Below are 18053 nucleotides of genomic sequence, written 5' to 3' on the forward strand. Positions count from 1 at the left end.
GGCCCAATCGCATTTTATGAAAATCATCATTCTCGGCGCCGGCCAGGTCGGTGGATCACTGGCAGAAAGCCTCGCCTCGGAACGCAACGACATTGTTCTGGTAGACAGCGACGAGAAAACCCTGCGCGAACTCCGCGATAAAATCGACATCGGCGTCGTCCAGGGCCACGCCTCCCATCCGGACATCCTGCAGGAAGCCGGCATCGAAGACGCCGACATCTTGGTAGCCGTCACCAACAACGACGAAACCAACATGGCCGCCTGCCAGATCGCCCACTCCCTGTTCCGGGTCACCACCAAAATCGCCCGCGTCCGCGCCTCCGCATATCTGCAGTACCCAGAGCTGTTCTCCACCGAATCCATCCCCATCGACGTCCTCATCAGCCCCGAGCAGATCGTCTCCGAATACATCGCCCGGCTGATCGAGCACCCCGGTGCCCTGCAAGTACTCGACTTCGCCGACGGCCGCGTCCAGCTCGTCGCCGTGCGCGCCGTCCAGGGCGGCCCACTGGTAGGTCACCAGCTTCGCTACCTGCGCGAACATATGCCCAAGGTAGACACTCGCGTTGCCGCCATCTACCGCCGCAACAGCCCCATCATCCCTCAGGGCTCCACCGTGATCGAAGCCGGCGACGAAGTCTTTTTTATCGCCGCCAAACAGGACATCCGCGCCGTCATGAGCGAACTGCGCCGGCTTGAACAGGGCTACAAGCGCATCACCATCGCCGGCGGCGGCAATATCGGGCTGCGCCTCGCACACAAACTGGAAAACCGCTACTCGGTGAAGATCATCGAGCAGGATCACGACCGCTGCATCTTCCTGTCGGAAGAACTCAGCAACAGCATCGTGCTCCACGGCAGCGCCTCGGATCAGGACCTGTTGCTGGAAGAGAACATCGAAGATACCGACGTATTCCTCGCACTGACCAACGACGACGAAGCCAACATCATGTCTTCGTTGCTGGCCAAACGCCTCGGTACCCGCAAGGTGATGGCGCTGATCAACAACCGCGCCTACGTCGATCTGGTACAGGGCGGCGAAATCGATATCGCCATCTCGCCACAGCAAAACACCATCGGCAGCCTGCTGACTCACGTCCGCCGCGGCGACATGGTAAATGTGCACTCCCTGCGCCGCGGCGCCGCCGAGGCAATCGAAGTCATTGCCCACGGCGACAATCGCACATCAAAAGTCGTCGGCAGAAAAATCGAGGATATCGATCTTCCGGAAGGCGCCAGTATCGGCGCCATCGTGCGCGAGCGGGACGGTGAGAGCCAGGTACTGATCGCCCACGACAACATTATTGTGGAGTCCGATGATCACGTGATCGTGTTTCTCGTCGACCGCCGCCATACCCGCCACGTGGAGCAACTGTTCCAGGTCGGCTTCAGCTTCTTCTGACGGCGGGATTCCAGTTCATGCGATTAGCGGTCATTGCGCGGGTCTTCGGTATTCTGCTGACGGTATTCAGCCTGACGCTGCTGCCACCGATCGGTGTCTCCCTGTGGTACGAAGACGGTACCCACGTCGCCTTCACCATCGCATTTGCCATCACCCTGTTGACCGGCCTGTTTATGTGGCTGCCGGTACACGATCTTAAGCAGGACCTGCGCACCCGCGACGGGTTCGTGGTGACATCCCTGTTCTGGCTGATCCTCGGCAGTTTCGGTGCGCTGCCCCTGATCATCAGCCCGGAACCGGACCTCAATGTGGTGGACTCCATTTTCGAGTCCATTTCCGGACTTACCACCACCGGTGCCACCACCATTGTCGGTCTCGACACCCTGCCACCGGCCATCCTCTACTACCGCCAGCAGCTGCAGTGGTTTGGCGGTATCGGGGTAATTGTGATTGCGCTGGCGATTTTGCCGATGCTCGGTATCGGTGGTATGCAGCTGTACAAAGCGGAAATGCCCGGGCCCGTGAAGGACACCAAGCTGACCCCGCGTATCGCGGAAACCGCGCGGGCGCTGTTCGTGATTTATATCGCGCTCACCGTGCTGTGCGGTATCGGTTACTGGTGGGCGGGCATGACCGTGTTCGACGCCATTGGACACGCATTTTCCACCGTCGCCAACGGTGGCTTCTCTACCCACGACGCGAGTATGGGCTTTTACGCGCACAATAACGCCATCATGGCGATCGCCATCATTTTTATGCTGACCGCGGCGATCAACTTCGGGCTGCATTTTTATGCCCTCGGCAATCGCACGGTGAAGCATTACTGGAAGGATTCGGAATTCCGCTTCTACATCATCGTCACTGCCGGGGCCTGCGCGATTATCGTGAGCTATCTGTACGCGTCCGGCACCTTCGATATGCGTGGCAGCTTCCTGCACGGTGTATTTCAGGTCGTTTCCATCAGTACCACTGCCGGCTTTGGCTCCGAGACCTTCGCGATCTGGCCCGCGTTTTTGCCCTATATTCTGCTGTTACTCGGCATTATGGGGGCCTGTGCCGGTTCCACTTCCGGTGGCATCAAGGCGGTGCGGGTTATGCTGATCGTGAAATCGGGCATGCGTGAACTCAATCGTCTGGTTCACCCCAATGCAGTGGTGCCGATCAAGGTGAATCGGAAAATTGTACCGCCACGGGTAACCGATGCAGTTTGGGGATTTTTTGCGATTTATATACTTTCGTTTTTTATTCTGACCATCCTGGTCATGGCCACCGGGGAAAACTTTGTCACCTCGTTTTCAACTGTGGCGTCCTGCCTGAGCAATATTGGCCCGGCACTGGGGGATGCAGCGTCTCACTATGGTGAAGTCAATGGTGTGGCCAAGTGTTTATTGATTCTGGCGATGCTGATGGGGCGACTGGAAATTTTCACACTGCTGGTTTTACTGACGCCGGCATTCTGGCGACATTAGTTGCGCGCATTTTTTGATGGTTTATTCAAAGGTATCGGCACGCCCGCGAATAATATCCCAGTAGCGCGGAATGAATTTAATCAACACCCATATTTCCAGAATACATCCGATAAACGTCAGCGCATCCATGGTGTGATCAAACATATTTTCCGCACCCGACGATTCATCGAATCGCTCAATGGCAACCTGATCGGCGAACCCCATTCCGAGCACCATGAAGGCAACCGCCATCGCGCTGCGTGATAGCCATTCTGGTTTCGCATAAAACTCTTTTTTCAGCCACCAAAGCAGCACCGGAAATGCGCTTAACTGAATCGTGAAGCGCGCAATAACCAACACGGTGTAAGCACTACTAATGGCGCCAAATTGCCACAACAGGGGTATCAGGCACAGGATATACAGTCGGTCTGCAACCGGGTCCAGAAAGGATCCGAAGCGGGTTTGCCAGTGAAAGCGCTGCGCCACCCAGCCATCCAGCAGATCGCTTAACGCGCCCGCACAAAACGCCACAAGCGCGGCAAAGTGCTGATGTGTTAGTGAAAGCCAGAAAATTACCGGGATAAGTGCAATACGAAATACCGATAAACCGTTGGGCAGGTGTCGCCACAGAGATTGATCTCCGTTTGCGGACTCCGGTGTGTCGGTATTTCGGGTTCGTCTCATAAAAGCTCTTAAGTGCGCTCTTGTCAGAGAGCAGACGCACTTATGAGCTTAATAGAAATTCCCCGCATGTGCGGGAAAGTGGATCCAGCCGCCGATGGCGGTTTTTGCACGGAAAATCAGCCTGCTCCTACATCCTCGCCCTGATGTATGGCTGCAATTTCATCGAACTTCTGCAGAAGAAGACTCCTGACGTCATCGGACCAGCCGGCAATCGCCTTTTCGTATCTGATGCGGCTGTTGCGGTACATCGCACGCGCGGCCTCCTCAAATCCCGGTGCATCGGCAAACACGGATAGCAGGCTGTACAGCTGATTCTGCTTCATGCTGATACGCTCTTCCGGCGTGGCATTTTTCATCGCGGCATCCACCAACCGTCGAAGTGTTACCGAAGCACCACCGCGCTGTGTCGCCAGCCACTCCCAGTGACGCGGCAGCAGTGTTACCTCTTTTGATTTCACACCGAGCTTGGGTCGTCCGCGCTTTCCCGGGGCAGAGTCTGAGTGCCCGTGCAGGCGCGCGAGCACCGTGTCAGGATCGCCATGCCATTCGATCTCCATACGCTTGCAGGATTCGATCTCCAGCACGATCGGCTCTATCCCATCACCGCGAGCCATGGTTTCGCGAACAATGGTCTCCAGCGGGCCCTGCGCTATCAGCGACTGCTCATAAATCGCCACATACTCGTTTGTCATGATATTCAACTTTACTATTACCCAGGTAAAATATTATTACCCTGCATTTAAATTCTGTCAATTTTACCTGGGTAAAATTATCGCTCACACCGGACCCTCCCTGACCGGATCGGCCATCAGTGGGATGCGAGTGCGCTGGGAGATCTGACAGGGAGGGCCCTCCAGCGCCGCTGGGACCTGGAAGGCGAGAAATGATTTACATCCGGGTGAAATTATTGGAGGGGGGGTTGCAACAGAGCGGACGGCGGAGTGGCCTATTTCTTCTTATATAGCCCTGTTCGGCCTTCCGGCCCCTTGCGAAAGCGCTTGTACTCCCACTGGTACTGCGCCGGCGCTTCCGCGATACAGGCTTCTACACCACGATTGAGCGCGGCGAGGGACACTCTGGTTTCTTCGCTGTAAATCGCCTGCTCTGCCGGCAGGAACACCAACTCAAAACCCCGCTCCAGCCGCTTGGCGAAGCCGAATACCACCTTGCAGCCGGTGCGCTGGATCAGGTTGTAGGCGAGGGTCATGGTCAGTGTGGGATGACCAAAGAAGGGCGCAAATTCGCCGCCGGAGAGGTCTGGTTCCTGATCCGGAAGTACACCAACAATACCGCCGGCCTTGAGCGCCTTTAACAGCGCACGCACACCGCGCACATTGGTGGGCACCAGATTGGCGCCGGTTTTTTCGCGGCCTGCGCGAATCAGCGGATCCAGCGCCTGGATTTTTGGCGGGGCGTACAGGCTGGTGGTGGGGCCGACGGTAGCAAGGAACTGGCCGAAAATTTCCCAGTTGCCGATGTGCGGGGCCAGTACCAGTACACCGCGGCCCTCATCGACTCCCTCGGTCAGCAGCTGCTGGTTGCGCACCCGCTCGATATTGTCTTCGGCCTGACTCCAGGGCTTGCGCCACAGGCTCGCCACCTCAAATCCGGTCTGTGCTGTGCTGATAACACTCTCGCGGGCGAGCTTGTCCCGGGTTTCCTGTGGCATTTCCGGATAGCAGTGTTCGAGGTTAATACGGCTGATACGCAGGCTGTTGCCAGCGGTCGCCGCAGCGCAATAGCCCACCACGCTGCCCAGGCGGCGGGACCAGCGCAAAGGCAATTGCCCGATCAATTTCAATGCCCCTGCGGCCATTTGCCCTTTGATATCCAACGATTACATCCTTCTCACTGCAGCGGCACTCCGCCCTGTTTCATCTTTTTATGGGGTATAGCCCCATTGTGGCCATCAAATGCCCTGCGCGCTGTTTAGTGCGCAACCACCTGCCGCTATAATTGCGCCCCTTGTCTATTCCACCCAGCTGAAACCGGAGATTGTGGTGTCCGAGCAACAAACCAGCAGTTCTGCCCCCGCGCAGGACCTGAGCACCTTTCAGGGCCTTATTTTTACCCTGCAGGAATACTGGGCGCGCCAGGGGTGCGTCATTCTACAGCCTCTGGATATGGAAGTGGGCGCTGGCACCTTCCACCCCGCCACCTTCCTGCGCGCCATCGGCCCGGAAACCTGGAACGCGGCCTACGTACAGCCCTGCCGCCGCCCCACCGACGGCCGCTACGGTGAAAACCCCAACCGTCTGCAGCACTACTACCAGTACCAGGTGGTAATGAAGCCCTCGCCGGCAAATATTCAGGACCTGTACCTGGACAGCCTGCGTGCCCTCGGCATCGACCCGGCGGTGCACGATATCCGCTTTGTGGAAGACAATTGGGAATCCCCCACCCTGGGCGCCTGGGGTCTCGGTTGGGAAGTTTGGCTGAACGGCATGGAAGTGACCCAGTTCACTTATTTCCAGCAGGTCGGCGGCCTCGAGTGCTACCCGGTTACCGGTGAAATCACCTACGGTATCGAGCGTATCGCCATGTACCTGCAGGACGTGGAATCCATCTACGACCTGGTGTGGACCCGCGACGCCGACGGCAAAGCCGTCACCTACGGCGATGTGTTCCACCAGAACGAAGTGGAAATGTCCCACTACAACTTTGAACACGCCGACGTGGAATTCCTGTTTAACACCTTCGATCACTGCGAGCGCGAGAGCCAGCGCCTGATCGAACTGGGCCTGCCGCTGCCGGCCTACGAGCAGGTGATGAAAGCGTCCCACGCATTCAACCTGCTGGATGCCCGCCACGCGATTTCCGTTACCGAGCGCCAGCGCTTTATCTTACGTGTACGCACCCTCGCCCGCGCTGTGGCCCAGGCCTATTTCGATGCGCGCCACGCCCTCGGTTTCCCGCTCGCCACCGAGCAGGCCCGCAACGATGTTTTGGCTCAACTCGACGCGCAAAAGGAGAAGAAGTAATGGCTCAGGATTTTCTGGTTGAGCTGGGCACCGAAGAGCTGCCCCCGAAAGCGCTGAACAAATTGATGCAGGCCTTTGCCGAAGGTATCGAGCAGGGCCTGAAAGACGCGGAGCTGACGTACGGCGTGGTAAATGCTTACGCAAGCCCGCGTCGTCTCGCGGTATCCGTGAGTGACCTCGCCGAGCAGCAACAAGACAAACAGATTGAAAAGCACGGCCCCGCCGTGGCTGCTGCGTTTGATAAAGACGGCAACCCCACCAAGGCCGCGCAAGGTTTTGCCCGCGGTGCCGGCGTCAGCGTTGACGAACTCGCGCGGGTGCAAACCGATAAAGGTGAGCGCCTGGCATTTATCAGCGAACAGAAAGGCGAAGCCACCCAGAAACTGCTGGGCGGTATCGTTAGCAAATCCCTCGCTCAATTGCCGATCCCCAAGCGCATGCGCTGGGGTGCGCGCAAAGAAGAATTCGTGCGACCGGTACACTGGCTGGCAATGCTGTTCGGTAACGAAACGGTCGACGCAGAAGTGCTCGGCCTGAAAGCCGGTAACAGCACCCGCGGTCACCGCTTCCACTGCAACCGCGAACTCACCGTGGCCTCTGCCAACGATTATGTGCAGCAGCTGCGCGATCCCGGTTTTGTGGTTGTGGACTTCGCCGAGCGCCGCGAAATGATTCGCGAACAGGTGCAGGCGGAAGCCAACAATGTTAACGGTGAAGCGGTTATCGACGACGACCTGCTCAACGAAGTCACCGCACTGGTGGAATGGCCGGTGGCGCTGACCGGACGCTTTGAAAAACGCTTCCTGGATGTACCCGCGGAAGCGCTGATCTCATCCATGAAAGAGCATCAGAAATATTTCCACGTGATCGACGAAGACGGCAAGCTGCTGCCGTTCTTTATCACCGTTTCCAATATCGAAAGTACCGATGCCAAGCAGGTGATCGAAGGCAACGAGCGGGTTATCCGTCCTCGCTTGTCCGATGCCGCCTTCTTCTTCGACACCGATAAAAAAATCAGCCTCGAGGCGCGCCGGGAAAAACTCAAGTCCATCGTGTTCCAGCAAAAGCTGGGTACCGTGTACGACAAGACCGAACGCCTGGCCAAACTGGCCGCCGCTATCGCGGAAAAAATCGGTGGCGACTCGGCACTGGCACAGCGCGCTGCGCAACTTTGTAAATCCGACCTCGTTACCGAAATGGTGTTCGAATTTGCGGATATGCAGGGTATCGCCGGTTACTACTATGCGGAAAACGACGGCGAGCCGCTGGACGTTGCCAAAGCCATGTACGAGCAGTACATGCCCAAGTTTGCCGGCGACGAATTGCCGCAAACGGTAACCGGCACCATTGTCGCCCTCGCCGATCGTATCGACACCCTCGTCGGTATTTTCGGTATCGGACAACCGCCCAGCGGTTCCCGCGACCCCTTCGCACTGCGTCGCGCCAGCCTGGGCGTACTGCGCCTGCTGGTGGAAAAAAATATCGATCTGGACCTGCGTGAACTGCTCACCCTCGCGCGCGATGGTTACCCGCGCACCGCGCTGGCGGAGCACGACAAAGTGGTCGAGCAAACTCTGGCGTATATGATCGAGCGCTTCCGCGCCCGTTACGAAGACGCCGGTATCAAGGCAGAAGTTTTCCTCGCCGTATCCGCGCGCAAGCTGTCGCGCCCGCTGGATATCGACAACCGCGTCAATGCCGTGCACAACTTCAGCCAGTTGCCGGAAGCGGAAGCACTGGCCGCGGCCAACAAGCGGGTTTCCAATATTCTGGCGAAACTCGACGGCCCGGCACCGAGCGAAGTGGATCAGGCGCTGTTGCAGGAAGATGCAGAAAAGGCCCTGTACCTGGCGATTCGCGATGCCGAAGAAGCGGTGGCACCGCTGTATGCGGAAGCGCGTTTCGACGAAGGCCTCGCGGGACTTTCCGGGCTGCGCGAAACCGTGGACAACTTCTTCGACGGCGTGATGGTCATGGCCGACGACGAACAGCTGCGCAACAATCGCCTGGCACTTCTGGCGCAACTGCGCGCGCTGTTCCTCGAGGTTGCGGATATCTCGCAGCTGGCACCCGCCAAGTAACGGAAGCGCCATGAGCATCATTGTTCTCGACCGCGACGGCGTCATCAATCACCAGCCAGGTGACCACGTGACCAGTGTCGACGAGTGGACTCCCATTCCCGGAAGCATTGAAGCCATGGCGCAGCTCAGCCAGGCGGGTTATCAGTTGGTGGTTGCCACCAATCAGAATGGACTCGCACTCGGGCTGTTTGATCTCGACGATCTCGAAGCCATACACGCCAAGCTGCGCGCACTGGTGGAAGATGCCGGTGGTGAAGTCGCCGGTATCTTTTACTGCCCCCACAGCGACGAAGACAACTGTCGATGTCGCAAGCCGAAGACCGGATTGCTGGACGCGATTGAGGCTGAATTCGATACCAGCCTGCACGACTGCTACTTTGTCGGCGACCAGACCAAGGATTTACAGTGCGCGGTTGCCAAAGGCTGCAAGCCGGTACTGGTGAAAACGGGGCTTGGGGAGGAGACGTTGATGACACTTATTCAAAATCCCGATCCGAGCCTGGTCGAAACCCGTGTTATGCAGGATCTTGCAGAGTTTGCGGCGTTTTTACTGCGTTAGTTCCACTACTTTTCGCTAGGGAACCTCTGACCAAGTCCGCAATGTCTCAGCGTGACCTGACGGCAGCAGCTGTTAGGCGCAGTTCGCAGTGAATGGCTGGCCATTTACAAGAGCTGCAACGCAGCAGATGCTGTTGTCAGGCCGCGCCCTCCGGGGCTTTCAGAGCAATCCACACTCTGCGTTGTGGCTTCTTGAAAGGTCTGGACATTCCTGCGAAACCACGCCTTGATTGTGAATCGCTCTGAAAGCCTGAGGCATCGCGGACTTGATCAGAGGTTCCCTAGCATTTATTTGTATTTCTCCCGTTCTTTTTACCCGCTTTTCTATACATCATTCCGTACATCTTTCTTTACGTACTCCTGTGCGTATTTCTCCGGTCGTCTCAACCATTCCCTGCTCGGATTTTTTCTGACTGGCTGTCCTGTACCAACTGAAGTGTCCCATCAAGAATGATCCCGGTGACAATTTTGTGACTGCTCGCAAACTGCTTCTCTATTAACAGGAATGTCGCGCCACCCTATTGCTCGCGCACTTTGGTTTCCGTAGAAACCATCTTGAGGGATCTGGTGCCGCAGCGTTCATGGAATGAAAAATAAAACCGCGACACGCTCCATTCTCGATCTTTTCCACTTATCTCACGGAAGCGCCCTTACCATCTCGCCAAAAGCGGGAGTGGTTGGGCATTGCATTTTACGGGGCATAATTTTTATGATTTTTTTGAGTAAATCTCGAAACCGGTTTTCCCCTGGAAAAACCGCCGGTTTTTTGGGGGGCGTTTTTGCCGGCCTGATTTTTTCGCTGCAGGCACAATCAAATGAAAATGTGGAACAGCCAGTTCGACACGACATCAATAAAAAAACATACATCGTTCAACTCGTTGATAAACCACTGATCGCCTACGAGGGAACTATCCAGGGGCTTGCCGCCACCAAACCGCAAAACAATCGCAAACTGGATTTTTCCAGTAACGCTATAAAGCAGTACGCAAGCTTTCTGCGCGAAAGAAAAAATGAAGCACTCGCAGCGATCGGTAGCGCGCGAACCCTTCACCATTATGAAGTCGCGTTCAATGGTTTTGCGGCGCAGATGACCCCGAAACAGGCTGAGCAATTACGTAATCGAAAAGATGTTCTCGGTGTTTGGGAAGATCAATTGATGAAACCGCAGACCAACTCCACGTATGGCTATCTCGGCCTCGATGGCTTTCCCGGTCCTTGGTTACTCGGGGCCACCGGCGAGGATGTGGTGGTAGGTGTAATTGATTCCGGTATCCATCCGGAGCACCCAAGCCTTGAAGACACACGCACACCAAAACGCGGTCATATTGGCCGCCCCATCCTCTACGATGCCGCGCCAGATTCCTTTGTTGGTGAAGGATGTGAATTCGGCAACACTGATTTTAATGCGGCGGACCTGCCCTTTGATTGCAATAATAAATTGCTTAAGGCACAGGCGTTTTCCGAGGGGTTTCTTTCCGCGAATGAACTGGCGGATTACGAATTTCTTTCTGCTCGCGATGCGGACGGGCACGGTACCCATACAGCAACCACCGCCGCGGGAAACTACGGCGTCGAGGGAACGATCGGCACTAAGAGCACCGGCACCCTGAGTGGGGTTGCACCCCGTGCCCGCGTAGCGGTGTACAAGGTTTGCTGGGATGCGCCAGATCCAGATGACAGCGGTTGTTTTTCTTCCGACTCCATGGCGGCCATTGATCAGGCTGTGGCAGACGGTGTAGACGTGATCAATTACTCCGTTGGTGGCGCCAGCACTCAGTTTACCGGTCCCGATGATATAGCCTTCCTGTTTGCAGCAGACGCCGGTGTATTCGTAGCGACTTCCGCAGGTAACTCTGGCCCCGGTAGTGAAACCATCGGGACACCTTCCGGGGTTCCCTGGATTACCTCGGTCGGTGCCACTGAAGACAACGAAAGTTTTGCTACCGGCATCGAGATAGAGTCTCCTGCACAACTTGCCGGTATCTTCGAGGGTCTGCAGGGTTCCGGCCCGGTGCAACTTGCGGATAGCGGTGCTATCTCTGCTTCCATCGTTGTTGCGCAACCTCTCGACGCCTGTACTCCGCTCACGAATACGGAGGCGGTGTCAGGAAATATTGCGCTGGTGATTCGCGGAACCTGTGCATTCAGTGACAAATACAATCAGGCCGCAGCAGCCGGTGCCCGCGCCATTGTGGTTTACAACGATGGCGCGGGGCCGGATCGTATCGATCCCATCACCATGTCGGCACCGGACACCACCATACCCGGTGTCATGATTCGCCATCCGGATGGTGCCGCGCTTGCCGACGCAGATTCGGCCAGCGGCACCCTCAGCCCAGAGATACAGGTATCCCGGGACAATCGCATCGCTGGATTTTCCTCCCGTGGTGCCAATGCCGGCGCGCCCGATATCATCAAGCCAGACATCGCCGCGCCCGGGGTTGCGATTCTCGCCGGTGTCTCTCCGGTGGGGTCCGGGGAAATCTATGGCGCGCTCAGCGGCACCTCGATGGCGAGTCCACACATCGCCGGTGTGATGGCGCTTCTGAAACAGGCACACCCGGACTGGACGGCGGCCATGGCGCGCTCTGCGATGATGACCACGGCACGCCAGAACCTGAAAAAGTCCTTTGGCGATACACCAGCAGACCCCTTTGATATCGGTGCGGGTATGGTGCAACCGGCCAGCGCGTTTTTCCCCGGGCTGGTATACGACGCGGGGTTCTATGATTACCTGGCCTTCCTCTGTGGTGCGGAGCTTCAGACCTCGATCGTGCCGGCGGGGGATTGCAGCTATCTCGAAGCCAACGGATTCTCGCTGGACTCCTCTGACCTGAACCTGCCATCAATCGGGATTGCAGAACTGGTGGGAAGCCAGACCGTCACGCGGCGGGTTACCAGTGTCGAGAAGGGTGTACGCTGGTATTGGGCCGAGGTGGATGCACCAGCGGGAGTCAGTGTCGAAGTATCGCCACGGATCCTGCGCCTGAAGCAGGGGGAAACAGCGACCTACCAGGTATCCTTTACCGCAACCGACGAGGCAGAGCTTGGAGAGTGGGCATTTGGATCACTCAGCTGGTCGCAGGGTTTCCGCAAGGTACGCAGCCCGATCGCCGTTCGTCCGGTACCCATTTCCACCGCAGCGGCAGTGCAGGCAGAGGGCACCGATGGGAATCTCTCAATTCCGCTGGTGTTCGGTTACCAGGGAGCTTACAGCGCGAGTATTAGCGGTCTCGCCGAGGGCATTCCCGCGCCGGGTGCGGTCGAGGATGGCCTCGACGACCTGCTCTTCTTTGAAGTGCCGGAGGGTACCAGCTTCAGCCGGTTCGCACTGTTCGATGCCGATGTAGGTGCGGGCGATGGTTCCGATGACCTCGACCTTCAGGTACTGGGCCCCCAGGCCGCGGGATGGCCGCTGGTCGGCTCCAGTGGCACACCGAGCTCGGCGGAACAGGTGGACCTGTGGAATCCGGAGCCCGGCGTCTATGCGGTATTCGTCATCGACTATGCGTCGGCGCCAGGGCCCACTTCCTATACGCTCTTTAACTTCAATCTCCAGGGTGACGCGGGCAACACCCTGCTGGATGGCCCGGGTTCCGCCGCGGTCGGCGCAGCGGGGACACTGAATCTGGAGTGGATGGGCCTGAACAGCGATACCCGTGCACTGGGCATCATCTCGCACCGTGATGACAACGGCAGCATCGGCACAACGGAAGTCTCGATCAGTACGCGGTAATCGCAGCCTTCATTTAATCCATCCCGTTAAAGTCTGCCCGGTGGCCGTGAGTTTTCTCACAACCACCGGGCTTTTTTTTGCCTGGGCTAGCCAGGAGTAAAAGGTTCGCTATGGTTAATTGGTGGTCCATGCGGAAAGTTGTGTAACTGTTCGCTTCGCCAAAGCGCCCAGCTCTGCGTTGAGAAAGCTTGAAATAGAACCACTATTCCTGCGCTTTCTCGCCTTGATCTGAACACTTTGGCTGTGCTCCTTAGTTACCGAACTTTCCGCATGGACCACTAGGTTGTTTGGTGCCGGTGATTTTCCCTTGTATTCCGAACACCACGAACGAACAATGGCGCCCCCTGAAAAACCGGAGTTCTCCCGTGCAGCAACTTATTCTCAATCCCCGCGCCGAGCGCCGCCTGAAGATGGGCCACCTTTGGATTTACAGCAATGAAGTGGACACCAAGCGCAGCCCGCTGAAAGGGATAGCGCCGGGAAGCCAGTGTGAAGTTCTCGAGAGTAACGGTAAGAGCCTCGGGTTCGCACTGGTCAACCCTAACCAGCTGATCTGCGCGCGACTGGTTTCCCGCAAGGGAGCATTTACCGCCAAGCAGTTGAAGCGCCGGCTGGAAAACGCACTCGCACTGCGCGAACGCTATTTCCCTCACCCCAGTTACCGGATGGTATACGGGGATTCCGACGGTTTGCCAGGGTTGGTGGTGGACCGATTCGGTAACTACCTGGTGGTGCAGATCAGTAGCTGGGGCATGGAAAACCTGGTACAGGAAATCGTCGATGCACTGACCGCGCTGGTGAAACCTGCCGGTATTCTGCTGCGCAATGATCACCAGGGCCGCAAGGTGGAAGAATTACCGGAGCTCTGTGAAGTCGCCGTTGGCGAGGTTCCGCAAATGGTGCCTTTTGAAGAGAACGGCGTGTCGCTGCTGGCACCGGTTTACCAGGGGCAGAAAACCGGTTGGTTCTACGACCACCGGGAAAACCGCGCGCGGTTAAATCAGTGGGTAAAGGGTCAGCGGGTGTTGGACCTGTTTTCCTATGCCGGCGGTTGGGGTGTGCAAGCACTCGCTCACGGCGCCAGCGAGGTAACCTGTGTGGATGCGTCGGGCCAGGCGCTGGACTGGTGTGAAGAAAACGCCGCTTTGAACAATCGCAAGGACGACCTGATCACCATTCAGGGCAAGGCGATCGATGCGATGAAGGAGCTGATCGCCAGTGGCGAGCGCTACGACGCCATCGTTCTCGATCCGCCTGCATTTATCAAACGGCGCAAGGATCAGAAGTCCGGTGAGGCGGCGTATCGCCATATCAATGAACTGGCGCTGCGAATGCTGGAGAAAAACGGCCTGTTGGTGAGTGCGTCCTGTTCCATGCATCTGGAGTCGGACACTCTGCTGGAAATCCTGCGCGGTGCAGGCCGCCACCTGGATAAGAATATCAGCATCATTGGCAGTGGCGGTCAGGGTGCGGATCACCCGGTGCACCCCGCGATTCCGGAAACCCGCTACCTCAAGGCGCACTTTGTGCACATGTCGGGCACCGCTCAATAATTATTTTTAGCGTATTCTCTGCGGACTCATTGGCAAAAGCCTTGAGTCCAGCAGGGTGGGTTGAACGCTATTTCTCCGTGGCTGGTTCGGCAAATGCGTCCCGCGCGATTTTTTTCAGGTGTGCGGAGAGCCCGCGCGGCCACCGTTCGATTATACGGTAAAATGTATCGCGGTCGCCGCTGTGCAGGGCCTGTACGGCGCGGTCGTATGCTGGCAGGGATTTACCCAGCGCGGTCATGGTTCTCTCGGTCGCCTCGCGCGCTTCACGGCGCAGTGGGGACCCGGGAGCTTCGGCAGGTGACGTATCGCCGCCATCAATTGCACCGAAATCTATCTGCAGCGGCTCGCTCGTTGCGTCATCGAAAATCAGCACCGATTCCAGTGCCCCTCGACTTAGTGTCCTTTTTAGCTCCTGAATAACTTCGGTGTAGTGACCCTGGGCCACCCGCTGATGTCCATTGAAAGCGCTTACGGTGCGGGACGCGTATTTTTCTGGATGGCTCACAATTCCCTCTTATACTTTCTGACCATTTGGTTAATTATTTTAATGGGCGCTGTGAGTTTTCTGAAGCCGTTAGACGAGTTTCACGCCACGCGCTTGCACCGCGGGTCCCGTTGGTTTCTGCATTTCGCGCTGGCAATAAAAAACCCCGACAGTCGCCTGCCGGGGTTTGATGCGCGGGATCAGCTTGTCAGCATTCAGAACTGGTAGCTGACGCCCACAGAAGCGGTGCGCGGACGGTTCGCCCGGGCACCGTCAGGAGCACGGTTGATAATCGCCTGCTTGTCGAGCAGGTTATCGATCTTCAGGTAGGCGGCGAGGTCACTGCTGAAGTCGTAGTGCGCGGCAGCGTCCATTACCCAGAGTGACTCGGTGAAGTCGTATTGGTCGGTGTTGCCGCGGTTACAACTGGTGTTCACGCACATATCGTCCTGGAAAGCGGCGGTAAGGTTCACGCGCCAGGCGGCACCGCTGTCGATGCCGGTGGTCAGCGCAAATACGTTCTCCGGCAAATAGGCAAAGTTGTCGCCGTTCGCTAGCCCGCTTTGACCGTCGGACTCAGTGTACTCGAGACTGTCTTCGCTGATTTCTGCGTCGGTGTAGGTGTAGCTTGCCTGCAGGGGAATCATCCAGCCGTTAACCAGAGACCATTCACCGCGCACACTGGCTTCCAGTCCGCGGATCTCGGACTGCCCCAGAGCATAGTTGCCACTGTCCTGACCGTTGGCGCAGGGCTGGGCCACGGAACAGTTCTGTACGGTGCTCTCGTAGTCGCTGAAGAAAGCGATCAGCTCAAGCTGCAGATTGTCGTTCAGCAGGCGGAAACCGCCTTCGTAGTTGGTGGACAGGTCACCGGCTTCGCCATCGGAGGAGCCGCTACCGGGAGGCGCGAAGCCGCGGTGCACACCCGCAAGCAGGGTCAGCGCGTCGCTCACCGCATAGGTCACACCCAGCCCTGGCAGCCATTCATTCATGGCGTTGGAACGGCTGCTGCCCTCCTCGGTGCGCTCATTGTTTTCATAGCGCTGCTGGCGGGTTTCCAGGTCTTCGTAACGGAGGGCTGCGGTCAGCGCCAGGGCATCGTTTACCTGGATCTGGTCGTACACAAACAGGGAAGTCGCGTCGGCTTTGCCGACTCGGTTGTTGCTTGAGCTCGGGTCGCTAATACCCTGAAATACGAGCTCGCCGTCGATCTGGCTGTAATTCTCTACCGGCTGAAAGCGATCCACATCGTCGTAGTGATCGCGCACGCCGAATTGCAGATCGTGGGCGATGCTGCCTGTCTCCAACTGTAAGCTAGCGCTTACTTGCACACCACGGGACACGTAGGTGCGGTCGTTGTGCTTGATCCCCACGTTGTCGTAATCCATGGTGCCATCGAGCACCGCCTGGGCGTCGGCATCGCCGGCGTTCGCCTGATCGATGAGATTGCCCAGGCTGACCTTGAACCAGTCGCGTTTGAATTTGTTGTAGTAGGCCTGGGTGTTCAGGCTGAAGTCGTCGCTTAGCGCAATCGTGTGATTCAGCTGCACGGTGCTGTGGCGATTTTCCATTTCATCCAGGGCGCTGATACCGTAGCGGCGGTTAGGGTCCTTTTGGAGATCGGCATCGGTCAGCCCGAGATAGCTCATACCGGACTCTTCTTCCGAATACTGCAGCTTGATATCCAGCTGCTGGGCGTAGGCCGCACCCTGCGCTGAATTCAAGCGGCCTTTCACCAGGTAATCTTCTTTGGCGATATCGGCACTTCCCGCGCGATCGATATCGCGGAAGCCATCTGCCTGTTGCTGGTGTGTTTCCACCAACCAGCCACTGGTTTCGGTACTGCTGCCGTAATAGGTGTGCAGACGGTTTTCACCAAACTGGCCAGCTTCCAGCTGCACCTTACCTGTGCTGCCATCGGGGATTTGGGTGCTCACCATGTTCAGCGCACCGCCCACGGTGAAAGGGCCGTACTTGAGCGTGGTGGGGCCCTTGAGGACCTCAATCGCCTGCAGGCGTCCTGCGGTGGGGAAATAATAGGCTTCCGGGGCAGAATATGGGGCCGGTGCTACCAGTACGCCGTCTTCTAACAGCGAGATCTTGCCGGAGCGTTCGCCGAAGGCACCGCGGATACCGATATTCGGGCGCAGGCCGTAACCGTCTTCCTCACGCAGGTAGATCCCCGGCACATTGCGCAGCATGCGATTGATATCGACAAATTCGAATTTTTCCAGATCTTCGGCACTGACCAACTGCGCTGAGCCGGGCAGTTTGTGGAGCTGCTCGCTGTTACCCAGCACCGATATGGTTTCCAGGGGTTCGTAGGTCTCTGCCACGGCAGCATTGGCGCTCAAACCGGCAAACATGGCAATCGAAAGTGGGGCGAGGGAAAAACGGGCCATTGGCTCTCCTTAGTCCAGGTCTCTCATCAATATTATTAATGAGAACGATTATATTTTTTTAAAACACTTATGTCACGCAGGACATGGACTTTTACTTGTACGTGTGTTCAAGGTTTTGGAGGCACTTGGTGCGAGCCTACTATGGGGCGTTACATCCCTTGCTTCGATGTGGGAGCCTCTATGCTGAGACCGATACAGGAATCGGATATCGAGCGCCTACTGCAGCTCTGGCTGCACCTGGCCTGTAGCAGTCACCCGAGCCTGCCGGTGAGTTACTGGACCGATCAGGGAAAGGCAATGCGCCGGCGGCTTCGGGAGCAGTGCCGGTTTGGCACAGCACCAGACCTGGCGTCCAGTAATCACTGGGTTTATACCCGGGAGGACAGCAGAATACCGGAGGGTTTGGTAACGATTACCGAAAATCGACAGGTGGACACGATTTTCGTTTCACCCGGGGAACAGGGGCACGGGGTAGGCAGTGAGCTAATGGCTCAGGCAAAGTTCGGGCGTTTACAGCTCGAGACTTCGGTTCTGGAAGAAAATCTGCGCGGCCGCTATTTCTTGCAGCAGCACGGTTTCAATGAGGCGGAAAGGATCTTCAACGCGGCGGCAAACCAGGACGAAATTACCATGCACTGTCGGGTCGCGTAGCGCTGCTGTTATCGCGCCGTAAAAAAAGCCCGGTCGATACAATCGACCGGGCTTTTGTGAATTGGTCTTGTGC

At 57.3% G+C, this 18053-nt stretch carries 13 protein-coding genes and 1 pseudogene; 9 read left to right on the plus strand and 5 right to left on the minus strand.

The features are described from left to right. The first annotated feature begins 16 nt into the window (after positions 1–16). Both trkA and ACYX4K_RS15040 read left to right on the plus strand, forming a co-directional pair. Positions 17–1402: a Trk system potassium transporter TrkA gene (gene trkA / locus ACYX4K_RS15035; RefSeq protein WP_475091330.1), complete on the plus strand. Its 1386-nt coding sequence runs from the start codon at positions 17–19 to the stop codon at positions 1400–1402. Positions 1403–1419: 17 nt separating this feature from the next. After that, positions 1420–2871 carry a TrkH family potassium uptake protein gene (locus ACYX4K_RS15040; RefSeq protein ID WP_475091329.1) on the plus strand — a complete coding sequence of 484 codons (1452 nt, stop codon included), beginning with the start codon at positions 1420–1422 and terminating at the stop codon, positions 2869–2871. Positions 2872–2892: 21 nt separating this feature from the next. On the opposite strand, the gene ACYX4K_RS15045 is transcribed toward ACYX4K_RS15040, so the two are convergent. The 3 genes from ACYX4K_RS15045 to ACYX4K_RS15055 form a co-directional block, all read right to left on the minus strand. Further along, a complete protein-coding gene (locus ACYX4K_RS15045; RefSeq protein WP_475091328.1) occupies positions 2893–3534 on the minus strand; it encodes a CDP-alcohol phosphatidyltransferase family protein in 642 nt (213 codons plus the stop codon). Positions 3535–3650: 116 nt separating this feature from the next. Further along, on the minus strand, positions 3651–4226 hold the full coding sequence (locus ACYX4K_RS15050; RefSeq protein WP_475093907.1) for a DUF2239 family protein: 576 nt from the start codon (positions 4224–4226) through the stop codon (positions 3651–3653). 254 nt (positions 4227–4480) lie between these two features. After that, a complete protein-coding gene (locus tag ACYX4K_RS15055; protein ID WP_475091327.1) occupies positions 4481–5368 on the minus strand; it encodes a lysophospholipid acyltransferase family protein in 888 nt (295 codons plus the stop codon). Positions 5369–5534: 166 nt separating this feature from the next. Between ACYX4K_RS15055 and glyQ the strand changes: the two genes are divergently transcribed. From glyQ to ACYX4K_RS15085, 6 genes and pseudogenes are all read left to right on the plus strand, one after another. Beyond that, on the plus strand, positions 5535–6515 hold the full coding sequence (gene glyQ, locus ACYX4K_RS15060; protein ID WP_475091326.1) for a glycine--tRNA ligase subunit alpha: 981 nt from the start codon (positions 5535–5537) through the stop codon (positions 6513–6515). Beyond that, complete coding sequence (glyS, locus tag ACYX4K_RS15065; protein ID WP_475091325.1) at positions 6515–8596, plus strand: glycine--tRNA ligase subunit beta; 2082 nt, start codon at positions 6515–6517, stop codon at positions 8594–8596. The genes glyQ and glyS overlap by 1 nt, the downstream gene beginning before the upstream one ends. A gap of 10 nt (positions 8597–8606) precedes the next feature. Further along, positions 8607–9155 (plus strand): D-glycero-beta-D-manno-heptose 1,7-bisphosphate 7-phosphatase, encoded by a 549-nt coding sequence (gmhB, locus tag ACYX4K_RS15070; RefSeq protein WP_475091324.1) that lies wholly within the window; start codon positions 8607–8609, stop codon positions 9153–9155. A gap of 708 nt (positions 9156–9863) precedes the next feature. Then, positions 9864–10256: pseudogene (locus tag ACYX4K_RS15075) on the plus strand (protease inhibitor I9 family protein); the annotation flags it as partial. 54 nt (positions 10257–10310) lie between these two features. Next, positions 10311–12890, plus strand: coding sequence for a S8 family serine peptidase (locus ACYX4K_RS15080; protein ID WP_475093906.1), 2580 nt, complete (start codon positions 10311–10313; stop codon positions 12888–12890). Positions 12891–13255: 365 nt separating this feature from the next. Further along, the gene (locus ACYX4K_RS15085) at positions 13256–14443 is read left to right on the plus strand and encodes a class I SAM-dependent rRNA methyltransferase (protein WP_475091323.1); all 1188 of its coding nucleotides are present in this window, start codon (positions 13256–13258) and stop codon (positions 14441–14443) included. Between the two features lie 67 nt (positions 14444–14510). On the opposite strand, the gene ACYX4K_RS15090 is transcribed toward ACYX4K_RS15085, so the two are convergent. Further along, entirely contained in the window at positions 14511–14948 is a 438-nt protein-coding gene (locus tag ACYX4K_RS15090; protein WP_475091322.1) for a DUF2239 family protein, read from the minus strand. Between the two features lie 194 nt (positions 14949–15142). Next, the gene (locus ACYX4K_RS15095; RefSeq protein ID WP_475091321.1) at positions 15143–17329 is read right to left on the minus strand and encodes a TonB-dependent receptor family protein; all 2187 of its coding nucleotides are present in this window, start codon (positions 17327–17329) and stop codon (positions 15143–15145) included. A 180-nt stretch (positions 17330–17509) separates the two neighbouring features. Between ACYX4K_RS15095 and ACYX4K_RS15100 the strand changes: the two genes are divergently transcribed. Continuing rightward, complete coding sequence (locus ACYX4K_RS15100; protein ID WP_475091320.1) at positions 17510–17980, plus strand: GNAT family N-acetyltransferase; 471 nt, start codon at positions 17510–17512, stop codon at positions 17978–17980. Positions 17981–18053: the final 73 nt, after the last annotated feature.

Source organism: Microbulbifer sp. ABF4_107, from assembly GCF_056312215.1.